A 10911-nucleotide genomic window follows, 5' to 3' on the forward strand; every position below is an offset into this window, starting at 1 on the left:
TGGATAGCGCTTCATCCGGCCTGATGACCCCCTGCGTCGTGCCCGGATCATACCGTTCAATGAAGCGACAGGCACGGTGCAGACTGTCCAGATAATGCGACGATTTCCTCGAACGCATAGGCGTCGTCACCGAAGCGCTTGCCGAACTGGCGGCCCAACCGCTTGGGTGACCCCGTGGCGTGTCCGAGCTCATGACACCGGGTCGAGAAGTAGGCCTCGATCGAATGAAATGCCTGCGGCGGCGGCAGGGTCACCGTGTCAGTGCTCGGCGTGTAATGAGCGCTGTCCCCGCCATGGACTACGCGGATCGGGATCGCATCGAGAAATGCCTGCACTCCGGCCGAAAGTGCGCCAATCGCCTTGGGGTTAGGCGGCTCGGGGTAGTAGTGCGTCGGAAGCCCCTCAATCTGCGAGGCGTTGAAGACGTGGTTCCACTTCATGAAGCGGATCGTCTTTTCGGTTGCCTCACCGGTCTGGCGATCGGTGTCGGTTTTGCGCGCCGAACTGTAGAACACGCTGAACGAGCCGCTCTCGCCCTTCCGGACATGGGCGCCAAGTTCGAGCGCCTGCCTGAACGTCATCCAGTAGGGGCTAGCGTAACCGCGGCTTTCGGCCACTGCCCAGAGGAAGAAGGTGTTGATCCCCGAATAGGGGACCCCGTTGTGGCGGTGCGGCCGCGTGCTGGTCGAGGTCCAGGGTTTGAGCCACGGGGCCGTGCCAGCGGCGATCTTTTCGAGGATCAGGTCGGTGATGACCTGTGCGACGTCGGGTTTGGGATGACGGGTCATTGGGCCGGGCCCTCCTGGGCAGGATCGAGGGAGAGGTCGGAGGTGGCGGACGACCAAGAGAGGCGAAGCGTGCGCCCGTGCGGGATGCGCCAGGCGACCCGGTCGGCGAAAGCCATGCGGATGCCGGCAAGGATCGCAGCGTCCTCGCCCTCGAGGATCGCATGCGCGCGCACTGCGGCATCGTGACGGAAGCGGGTCTCCTGGGTGTCATAGCTGTCCGCATCGGAATCATCCGAGGGCGAGAACACGGCGTCGATGATGAGGTCGGTGAGATCGTCCGGGGCAAGCGCGGTGGTCCGGGTCAGCGCAATGCGCGCGCAATCGGGATCGCCCCAGGAGTCAGGGTCGTCTAGAATCGCAAAGTCGGTCTCGAGATCGAGCCGCCGGTCGTGCTGGTCGGTCAGTTCGATCGTGATCGCGTCGGGGCGTAGGGTGACCGCGTCGGCTTCGTCTTCAGGCGTGCCGCGATCGAAGGTGAAGCGCTCGCCGCTGCGCACGAAGGCCGCGAGGGCATCGTACCAGGGATAGCCGATGAAGTTGGTGATCGGCTCGTAGAAGGCACGCGGCTCAGGGCCGCCCAGACGGTGTATCTCGCCACCGTTCGAGCGCCGCAAGGCGCGGCCGAAGGTGACGGCATCGAAGGAGTCGGTATCATCGTAGATCGCCGCGCCAGGCTCGAGGTCGGCAAACCGCGGCACCTCGCGGTAGCTGTCGCGGGCGAACGTCGGGTACCACAGCGGCAACTGCCGCGCCGCCTGCGGGAAATTGTCGTAATACAGGCTCGCCTCGAGCCAGTCCTCGAAGCTCAGGCGGTGGAACGGTTCCTCGCGGATGACCGAAAAGATCGCCTCGCGGCAGAGTGCCACGAGCCGGTCGAGCGCGGCGTTGCGGTAGATTTCCTTGCGGGCGGGCAGCACCAAGACGAGATCGGGCGCGTCGATGACGTCGACCTGCACGGACCACTGGGTGTGATGGACTTCCTTCACGACCGGGAAGGCGTGTTTGAGGGTCACGCCGTGGAAGTTGAGCGTCGCCACGTGCGGCGAGTGCCGGTCGCGGAACACGCCGATCCGGAACCCCTCCCGCTCGATGACCTTGTGCGCGTCGGCGAGGAAATCGGCGCGGGCGAGGTCCTTGCCGTTGTAACTGACCGAGAGCGGCAGGAACCGGGCGGCTGCCTCGACGCAGCGTTTGAGCTTGCCGTCAGGCTGCGGATCGAACCGGAAGGCGATTGTCGTGCCGCGCGGCCCGTCGAAGGGCAGCACATCGATGTCGGCCTCGCCGGTCCAGGCATCGCCCGTGATCGCCAGCGAGAACGCGCCGTCCGCGCTCCGCGAACTGACCACGGTGTCGCGGCCAGCAAGGCTGAAGAAGCCCATGCCTGCCGGGTCTTCGCGGGCACGGCACTCGTCGGGCCAATCGGATGCCCCGAGCGAGAGGAGGTCGACCGAGTCGGCGATCCCGGCGCCGTCATCGCTCACCGTGATGAGGCATGCGTCCGCCGTGTGATCGGCGGTGACGGTGATGCGGCCCGCGCCTGCGCGGCGGGCATTCTGGAAGAGTTCGTTGAAGATGTCGTCGAGGGTCCCGTTGAAGATCCGGGTGACCTTCGAGATCGCCTCGGGGGAGACCCGGGCGCGCAGCTTGGTGATCATGGTCATGAGGTGGTTCCTGGATGGACCGGCACGCTGCCGCAGATCGCAACGGATGCGCGGGCAGCGTGCCGGCAAGGCTGGTCAGGCGTCGACGGTCTCGTCGGCTTGGGCGTCCTGCTCTTCGGCAGGTTCGAGGTCGCCCGCATCGCTCTCGGGTTCGCACGCAACCGGCGCTTCCTCATCGGGCTCGCTCGACGCGAGCACCCGGAAGCGCATGGCCTCGGGCACCCAGGCGAGAGCGGCTTCCTTGACCTCGGGAGTGACGATGGTTTCGCCCGCGAACAGCTTCTCGCAGGATGCCGAGAGGTCACCCTTCTTCGATCCCATGAAGCTCGCCGCCATGGTCGGGCCGCCGACTTCGGTCACGTGCGCGAGCAGCGCCTGCTTGCTCACGCGGTCGAAGTAATTGGCTGAGGTAGGACGCCAGTGGCTGGCGACATTGATTCCCATCAGCGCGGCAAGATGATCGTGAAGATCGATCGGCTCGGGGCCGGACTGACCGGCTTTCTTGTCGATCCCCATGCTGGCTTCCAGCGTCTTGGCCATGCACCAGGCTAGCCAGCTGGCCTTGGCATCATCGTCGAGCGCACTGAACGCCGAGAACCGGTCGACCGTGCGGTGATGTTCGGTCCACGACAGGTCGAGCGTCTCGCGCATATCGGCCATCAGCGTATGCGCTGGATTTTCCGGATAGTTGGCGAGGTAGAGTGAGGGTGATGGCGCGCGAATCGTCGTGCCGAGAGCCTGTGCGCTATAAAGTGCGCGGGAGTCGGCAATCGCGAAGATCAGGTAGTCGAGCGCGATGGCCGGGTTCGATGCAAGGTTGATCGCGAGGATGTCGCGGCGCTGCACGGCGAGTTCCTCGACCAGCTTCTGCGATAGCGGCTTGGGAGCCGAAGCGGCGCTACCGCCCTCCCCTGCTCCGCTGGCACCCTCGCCCGCGTCGGACCCACGCCCCTTGCGCCGTTCGAGCGGTTTGTCGCTGTAGAGGCCGCTGGCGACGGCGGGCTGGCCATCGGCTCCGATGATGACGAAGCAGCCCAGATTGGCCTTCATTTCCTCGGGGATGACAGGCGGCTTATCGTGGAGTGCGTCATAGGCGTTGGTTGCGGCATCCCAGCGTGCCTGGAAGTCGGAAGCGGCCGCTTCGTCGTCGTCGTCGAGCGCTTCACTTTCCGCTTCGAGCGACGAAATCGTCTCGAGCAGGCGATCAGCTTCAGCTTGCTCATCCACCGAGAGCGGAGCAGGCTCGAGATGGACCTGATGGAGATCTTCGGTAGCGCTGTAGGTGATGCGCGTCTCAAGGATCGGACGGACCCAGGCATAACCGGAGGTTGCGGCAACTTCGGTTGCGAAGGCCTGGAGCTTCTCGCCGGCGATACGCTGCGCAATCTCGGCGTCGATCCAGGTCTCGCCGCCGTCCTCGGTGAAGAGGTCGCGCTCGATCTTGCCGCCGGCGGCGAGGTATTCGGCTTCGCTCGCGAGCTTGGCCATCGGCGAGGACGAACGGATCGCGCTGTGGGTGATCATCCGGCGGATGGAATCGGGCTGGTTGCCCTGCCAGCTGTTCGACAGCTCGTTCCAGACCATCATCTGGCGATCGTGGTTGGGCGTCGTCGCGTAGGCCTTGGCGACGTCAAGGGTGATCTTGCCCTCTTCGAGCGCCGCAAAGATCGGATCGGCAAGGTCGGCAAGCCGCAGGCGGCCTTCGATGAACCGGCGGGTGCGGCCGAACCGCTTGGCGATCGCGTCGAGGTCACTGCCCTCGTTGACGAAGTGCTTGTAGGCGCGGATCTCGTCGGTCGGCGTCATGTCGAGCCGGATGACGTTCTCGATGAGTGATAGCTCGGACTGTTCAGCCGCGTCGATGTCGAGAACGCGGCAGGTAACGGGGTAATCCTTGGCGAGCTTGCCAGCCTCGAGGAGAAAGTTGAGTGCCCGTAGTCGGCGACCACCGGCGGTCACGTCGAACATGCCACGCTTCTTGGCCGGCGCCACGATCAGGTTCTGGAGAAGGCCCTTGGCCTCGATGTTGGCGGCAAGTTCCTCGATGAAGAGGTTGCTGTCGTTCTTACGCACATTGGCATCGGACAAGCGCAGCTTGCCGAGCGGGATCATCTCGATATCGTTCATGGGGGTGCTCCTGAAAGCCGGACTTGGCCGAGCCCTTCGGCTCGCCCCTTCCAGCCCCCCTCCCCTCACAGTTTCAGGATTGTTCGGGTTCCCTGCGACAACTGCGGATGCAAAAGGCTTCTTGCTCGCTCCCGTGAGGAATAAATGCCGGATTTATGCCTCATGAAGAGGCCGCGAACGCTGCCGCTTGCAAGCGGTCTAACATCGCAATGGACTTTTAACACTAGTGATGTTAAATAGGCCACATGGTGTTAGAAAGAGTTCCTGAAGCGCGGTTGGAAGCGCTCGCAGAAGCTGCTGAAGCGTATGTCGAGGACGCTTTCGGACAGCGGCTTGGCCTCGTGCCAGTGGCACCCACGAATCTACCGCACTTCATCCTCGACCGTTACACGATCTGGCAAGGCTCGCTGGACGGCCGCGCACTGCTGCTTATGGCCCTCCGTGAGAACCTGCCGACCGGATCTGGCACCACCGCGCAGTACCTGAAGCACCGAGAAATGGTTCGCCACCAACTCGGGGGCGACCTGGTGCTTCTGCTGTTGGGCCGCGTGTCGAGCGCGATCCGCCGTCAGATGACGGACCGTAAGATCGGCTTCATCGCGCCGGGCGCGCAGCTCTATGTCCCCGAAGCGTTCCTCGACCTGCGCGAGCGCGCACCTGCATTCGCGATAGTTCACGCCGAACAGATCAGCCCGACCACGCAATTTCTGCTGTTGGCAATCCTGCAGGGTCGCGCCCTGGACGGCCTGAACCTCACCGAACTTGCAGACGAACTGCGTGTCTCGATCATGAGCATCAGCCGCACTCTGGATGAGCTGGAGGCGCTCCAGTTAGCGAAGGCAAACCATGTCGGTCGGCAGCGCCGTCTGCACATGGCCCATCGTGGCCGCGAGCTTTGGGACACGGTCCAGGCGCAGCTCCAGTCGCCGGTGCGCAAGGTTCGGGAGGTCTGCGCTCCGGATGGCGAAGAGATCGGTCCACTTGCCGGGACAACGGCACTTGCCCGCTACACCATGCTGGCACCGCCGCGGGTCGAGACAAGGGCAGTTCTGGCTGCCAGCTGGAAACACCTGCAGGCATCGCAGTCCTTGAGGCCCGCGACGGCATTCGATGACGAGCGCGTCGAGGTTCAGACATGGACCTACGACCCCCGAATTCTCGCCAGCAATGGCGTTGTCGATCGCCTCTCGCTGTACCTCAGCGTCAGGGGCAACCCGGACGAACGCGTTGCGCAAGCGGCGGAAGAACTGTTGGAGACAATTGCATGGTGATCGGGGTCGATCGCTTTCGGGCGCATTTTGCGGGCCACGAGCATCAATATGTGCTGATCGGAGGGGCGGCCTGCGAATTGATCATGGACGAGGTCGGGCTGGACTTCCGCGCCACCAAGGATCTCGATATCGTCCTGGTGGTCGAAGCGCTGGACAGCGCCTTCGCCGCGCGCTTCTGGGCTTTTGTCGAGGAGGGCGATTACGAGATCCGGGAGAGCAGCGAAGGCGCGAAGGTCCTTTATCGCTTCCAGAAGCCAAAGGCGGAAGGCTATCCCGCCATGCTCGAGCTATTCTCCCGAGCGCCCGAAGGCTTGACGCTTGGCGGCGACGCCCACCTCACGCCGCTTCCGATCGACGAGGCCGCCGCCAGCTTGTCCGCCATCCTCCTCGACGAGAGCTACTACGAATTTCTCAAGTCGATGGTGCGCGAGGCTGGCGGTATCCCGGTGCTTGACGAGGCCGCGATCATTCCATTCAAGGCGCGTGCCTGGCTCGACCTCACCCGCCAGCGCGAGGAAGGCTTGCAGGTCGATGAAAAGAACATCCGCAAGCACCGCAACGACGTCGCACGGCTTCTGCAGCTGTTGAGCCCAGAGGTTCGATATTCGCTGCCCCCTTCCGTCGCGGAAGATATGCTCGCCTTTGTCGAGAATGCGGCGATCGAGGCGGACTTCGACCCCAGGCAGTTCAGGGTGAACATGACGCGCGAGGACGTCGCCGCACGCCTTCGCGCCGCCTACCAGCTTTGACCAACCTTTAGGCGGGCTGACCCTGCTTGATGACGTGGTAAGCTCCGCCCATCAGGCGGGTGACCTCGTCCGCGCTCAAAACATACTGGGGTTCATAACTCAGGCCGAGCTGTGCAGTTCGCCTCCAGCGGTCGACGTACAGCCCTTTGTTCGGGCCGAAGGCCGAATCGATATGCTTGGCGAGCCTTGCAGGTCCCAGGCCCGAATAGGCGGTACGAAAGATCGAGATGTCGATGATATAGGACCCGATCATCACCCAGACATGGCCATCCCAATCGGGGTTCGACGTGCTGAAGAGCTGCGGACCGTCGAAGGTCCGCCGGTCCCCGAAGACTGGCTCTCCGTCGACGGCCAAAGTTCCAGCAACCACGTGGATGGGCGCATCCATGCACCGCTCAAGCCCGACCGCCAGGGCCGCGCTCATCAGAGCGCATGCGCCTGGGATGGACGGAAAAACCTTGAGGAGATCGATTGCGCACAACGACAAGGCCTCGCGATCGGCAACGTTCATTTCATAGGACTTGAAGGCCTTGGCGGCGGCCCAGCCATGCTGGACCGCGACAAGTTTTCCCAGTTGCGGGATATCTTTGATTGGCGACATTCTGGGGCCTTTAGGTCAGTCAGAACGTTGCCGCCAGTGCTCCCAACCGCATTTGGCCTCATCCGCCAACTTCCCCGAGTTGACGAATCACGCCGCACCTGTTCTTTTTATGTTCTGATTTATGGTCTGGAACATTTCTCGTGCTTAGTTTTGTCGATTGCCCGCCCAAACTCGAACTCCCGCTGTTCGGAACGCAAGTCCCCGCCGGCTTTCCAAGCCCTGCGGACGATCACATCGAGGGCAAGCTCGACCTCAACGAGCACCTGATCCGCAGGCCCGCGGCCACGTTTTTCGTCCGCGCCGCCGGGGAATCCATGCGCGATGCGGGGATATTCGATGGCGACCTGCTGGTCATCGATCGCGGGATCAGCCCCCAGCCCGACGACATCGTCATTGCCATTCTCCACGGCGACCTGACCGTCAAACGCCTGAAAAAGGTGGCCGGACAATGGCATCTCGCGGCTGAGAACATGGACTATCCCTCGTTGCCGATCGGCGAGAACGACTGCGAGATCTGGGGCGTCGTTACCACGAGCATCCGGCGCCATTGCGGCCGCTGATGGCTACCTTTGCGCTGGTCGACTGCAACAACTTCTATGCATCCTGTGAGCGGCTGTTCCAGCCCCGCCTGCGGGAGCGCCCTGTGGTGGTCCTCTCGAATAACGATGGCTGCGTCATTGCCCGTTCCAATGAGGCCAAGCTGCTCGGTGTCGGGATGGGCGCACCCATGTTCAAGATCCGCAAGCTGGTTGCGGAGCATGACATTGCCGTCTGCTCGTCGAACTATGCGCTTTACGGCGACATATCCGAGCGCGTGATGACCGTGCTGGGTGCGAGCGCACCCTCCCACGAAATCTACAGTATCGACGAGTGCTTCCTCGATCTCGACCGATTGGCCGTACCCAGTCTCACCGATTGGTGCCGGCTCTTGCGCGAGAGGACCAGACGATGGACCGGAATTCCGGTGTCGGTCGGCGTTGGGCCAACCAAGACTCTGGCCAAGCTCGCTAATCGGTTGGCGAAGAAATCGGCCAAGGCGGGCGGCGTCCTCGATCTCGTCCATCATCCGGCCTGGATCGAGGCTGCCTTGCGCAAAACCCCGGTCGGCGATGTCTGGGGCGTGGGTAGGCGCTGGACGGTGATGCTTGAGGAGCGCGGTATTCACACCGCCCACGAATTCGCCAACGCTCCCGATGGCTGGGTCCGGCAGCGCATGGGTGTGGTCGGCCTGCGCACTGTACATGAACTGCGCGGCTTCGTTTGCCATGCCCTTGAAGACCAGCCTTCGCCTAAACAGACGACGTGTTGCTCGCGAACCTTCGGCGCAGCGATCCGCGAAAAGAGCCAGGTTCACGATGCCGTGATGAGTTATTCCGAAAGGGTCGCCGAAAAGGTGCGTCATGCCGGGCAGGTCGCCGGCGCGGTCCAGTTGTTCATCCGGACCGATCCATTTGCCCAAGGCGCACCGCAAAAGTCGCTGTCGGGCTCGGCGACCTTTCATCGGCCAACGTCGGATACCCGCGAGATTTCGGCCGCCGTACTGCGGATCTTCGACCGTATCTGGCGTGCAGGCTATGATTGGCGAAAGGCCGGTGTACTGCTGCTCGACCTCGGCATGCCGGGAGATACCCCTGCCTCGCTGTTTGACAGGATCGAGGCACCTGACGATGGGCTCATGAGCGCAATCGACCAGATCAACGCCCGCTATGGGCGCGGCACGGCAAGGTTGGGATTGGCACAGAAGGACGGGGAATGGCGCATGCGGCGCGAAAACCTGTCGCCGAGCTTTACTACGCGCTGGACGGACATCCCCTCGGCCAGGCTCACCTAGCGGGCGTCGATCGGGTCAGGCCTGCCCGGCAATACCGGAGATGATCGCGTCAGCCCGGTCGAGAGGCACGAACACGCGCGTCTTGTAGGCGATAATCTCGGTGAAGCAGCCCTTCGCCTTGAGTTCGAGAATGCGCGCGGCTTCGGCATCGACGATCTCTATCCTGCGGGAACCGTTCACCCGCGACGTGCGGATTGTGAAATTGAGGGGGTGCGGCGCCTTCCATGTTCCGCCCCCCATGACGGCGGCAGCGATCTTGTCGGGATCGGTCGGAACCGTGCGGTTGACCCCGAGCTTCTCGAGGGTCGCGTCGACATAGAGATCGTGGACATGACGGCCGAGCCAAGAGGTGCCAGACTTGTCGACGATGCGATTGACCGTGAGGTCTTCCTTGGGAAGCGCGCCCCAGATTGGAAGGAGCAGACCGGTCGCAAGGTAAACGGTCTCCGTGACCAGTTGGCTTTCATCTGCCGCATATTCCTCCTCCCACAGGGCACTGAACCTGGCCTTGGACACCGTCTCCCAGGCTGACTCATCGAGGTGGTCGGCGCGGAGATACTCACTGCGCAGCGGCCGAACGAGTTCGTAGCGCCGAATGGTATTGCCCTCTTCATCCATGTGGGACGGCGCGCGGATCGCCAGGGCAACCTTCCCCGATTTGCCGTTGCGCATGAACAGCGGCTTGTCCTCGTGAGACGCCAGCTTGAGCACTCGCTCGAGCGAGAGGACCTTGCGTCGCTGGGTCAGCGACAGTTCGAGAAGGTGCGAGGTAGCGCCGGTCACGGGATCTGTCCGGATCACCGTGTCCGACAGAACCTGGCAAGCCTCGACCGAGATCGTCTCGACCCCGATGTCGAAGGTGCCTGCCTCCTTCGCCGCCGCGACGCGCGTTTCGACAAGGGTCAGGAACTCGTCGAAGATGGCGTTCTGCACCGCGATCCTCATGGCGAGGATACGGTTGAGCCATCGCTGGATTGGCGGCAGGTCCTCGCGCAGCACACCGTCCTGGTCGGTGAGATCGAGCCCGCTCATTGTCTGAAACTCGGCGAGCGAGGTGCTCTTGAGTTTGCCCATTGCGAGCAATCCGTACCAGTCATGCAAGGCGTGCTTGGCGTAGCTGCTCTCGAGGTTGTCTGAGGACTCGAACATGCCCTGGCCGCCGGTCTGGCGCTGGCCGCGGGTGAGCGCGCCCAGTGCGTCGAGCCGCCGCGCAATCGTGCTGGTGAACCGCGCCTCACCCTTGCAGTCGGTCGTGACCGGCCGGAACAGCGGCGGACAGGCCTGGTGGGTCCGGTGGGTGCGCCCCAAGCCCTGGATGGCCCGGTCCGCGCGCCAGCCTGGTTCGAGCAGGAAGTGGACCCGGCGTTGCTGGTTCTTCGCATCCAGGCTGGCGTGGTAGCTGCGCCCCGTGCCGCCGGCATCCGAGAATACGAGGATACGCTTTGCGCCAGTCATGAACGCGGCGGTCTCGGCAAGGTTGGTCCTGGGCGAGCGGCTTTCGAGGCGTTGTTGCCCCGAACCATCGCGTACCAGGCGTTTGCTGCGCCCGGTGACTTCGGCCACCGCACTCACGCCGTAGTGTACAAGTAGGGCATCGAGCGCGGTCGGGATCGGCGGCATGGCACAGATATGCTCGATGAGTTGCTCTCGAGCGGCTTCGGCCTGAGGGTTGTGGACCGGATTGCCGGCCTGGTCCCACATCGGGCGCGAGCGGACATCGCCGAGTTCGTCGACATATTCTTCCATCTGCCGGGTCGGGAAGGCGCGGGTGAGGTAGTCCACGATCGCTTCTTTGCAGTCGCAGTTTATGTCGAGCGTGGTGGCGGGAGGCGCAGGTTTCCTTCGGTTTTCCATGATTTCACTCCAGATAATTACGGTTCCCT

Annotated in this window: 8 protein-coding genes and 1 pseudogene; 4 read left to right on the forward strand and 5 right to left on the reverse strand. The window is 63.3% G+C overall.

Annotated elements, in window-relative coordinates; translation table 11 throughout:
* Window positions 1–56 precede the first annotated feature (56 nt).
* The 3 genes from GGQ88_RS20455 to GGQ88_RS20465 form a co-directional block, all read right to left on the reverse strand.
* On the reverse strand, window positions 57–788 hold the full coding sequence (locus GGQ88_RS20455) for an ArdC family protein (RefSeq protein WP_183615278.1): 732 nt from the start codon (window positions 786–788) through the stop codon (window positions 57–59).
* Window positions 785–2449, reverse strand: coding sequence for an ATP-binding protein (locus tag GGQ88_RS20460; protein WP_183615279.1), 1665 nt, complete (start codon window positions 2447–2449; stop codon window positions 785–787). The genes GGQ88_RS20455 and GGQ88_RS20460 overlap by 4 nt, the downstream gene beginning before the upstream one ends.
* A gap of 75 nt (window positions 2450–2524) precedes the next feature.
* Window positions 2525–4576 (reverse strand): ParB/RepB/Spo0J family partition protein, encoded by a 2052-nt coding sequence (locus tag GGQ88_RS20465; protein ID WP_183615280.1) that lies wholly within the window; start codon window positions 4574–4576, stop codon window positions 2525–2527.
* 245 nt (window positions 4577–4821) lie between these two features.
* Here GGQ88_RS20465 and GGQ88_RS20470 point away from each other — a divergent pair, with 245 nt between their 5' ends.
* Window positions 4822–5847, forward strand: coding sequence for a helix-turn-helix domain-containing protein (locus tag GGQ88_RS20470; RefSeq protein ID WP_183615281.1), 1026 nt, complete (start codon window positions 4822–4824; stop codon window positions 5845–5847).
* Window positions 5841–6596, forward strand: a complete 756-nt coding sequence (locus GGQ88_RS20475; RefSeq protein WP_183615282.1) for a hypothetical protein — start codon at window positions 5841–5843, stop codon at window positions 6594–6596. The genes GGQ88_RS20470 and GGQ88_RS20475 overlap by 7 nt, the downstream gene beginning before the upstream one ends.
* A 7-nt stretch (window positions 6597–6603) precedes the next feature.
* On the opposite strand, the gene GGQ88_RS20480 is transcribed toward GGQ88_RS20475, so the two are convergent.
* Complete coding sequence (locus GGQ88_RS20480) at window positions 6604–7197, reverse strand: hypothetical protein (protein WP_183615283.1); 594 nt, start codon at window positions 7195–7197, stop codon at window positions 6604–6606.
* Between the two features lie 140 nt (window positions 7198–7337).
* Here GGQ88_RS20480 and GGQ88_RS20485 point away from each other — a divergent pair, with 140 nt between their 5' ends.
* Together GGQ88_RS20485 and GGQ88_RS20490 are read left to right on the forward strand one after the other, a co-directional pair.
* On the forward strand, window positions 7338–7757 hold the full coding sequence (locus tag GGQ88_RS20485) for a LexA family protein (protein WP_019054496.1): 420 nt from the start codon (window positions 7338–7340) through the stop codon (window positions 7755–7757).
* Entirely contained in the window at window positions 7757–9028 is a 1272-nt protein-coding gene (locus GGQ88_RS20490; RefSeq protein WP_183615284.1) for a Y-family DNA polymerase, read from the forward strand. The genes GGQ88_RS20485 and GGQ88_RS20490 overlap by 1 nt, the downstream gene beginning before the upstream one ends.
* A 15-nt stretch (window positions 9029–9043) precedes the next feature.
* Here GGQ88_RS20490 and GGQ88_RS20495 read toward each other — a convergent pair.
* Window positions 9044–10822 (reverse strand): annotated as a pseudogene (locus GGQ88_RS20495) (strawberry notch C-terminal domain-containing protein); the annotation flags it as partial.
* Between the last annotated feature and the right edge of the window lie 89 nt (window positions 10823–10911).

Origin of the sequence: Novosphingobium hassiacum, from assembly GCF_014196055.1 — a bacterium.
GTDB classification, from domain to species: Bacteria; Pseudomonadota; Alphaproteobacteria; order Sphingomonadales; family Sphingomonadaceae; genus Novosphingobium; species Novosphingobium hassiacum.

Excerpts from the sequence above, each read along its gene's own strand:
- GGQ88_RS20455 (WP_183615278.1), bottom strand. The coding sequence starts at position 788 with ATGACCCGTCATCCCAAACCCGACGTCGCACAGGTCATCACCGACCTG.
- GGQ88_RS20460 (WP_183615279.1), bottom strand. The coding sequence starts at position 2,449 with ATGACCATGATCACCAAGCTGCGCGCCCGGGTCTCCCCCGAGGCGATC.
- GGQ88_RS20465 (WP_183615280.1), bottom strand. The coding sequence starts at position 4,576 with ATGAACGATATCGAGATGATCCCGCTCGGCAAGCTGCGCTTGTCCGAT.
- GGQ88_RS20470 (WP_183615281.1), top strand. The coding sequence starts at position 4,822 with ATGGTGTTAGAAAGAGTTCCTGAAGCGCGGTTGGAAGCGCTCGCAGAA.
- GGQ88_RS20475 (WP_183615282.1), top strand. The coding sequence starts at position 5,841 with ATGGTGATCGGGGTCGATCGCTTTCGGGCGCATTTTGCGGGCCACGAG.
- GGQ88_RS20480 (WP_183615283.1), bottom strand. The coding sequence starts at position 7,197 with ATGTCGCCAATCAAAGATATCCCGCAACTGGGAAAACTTGTCGCGGTC.
- GGQ88_RS20490 (WP_183615284.1), top strand. The coding sequence starts at position 7,757 with ATGGCTACCTTTGCGCTGGTCGACTGCAACAACTTCTATGCATCCTGT.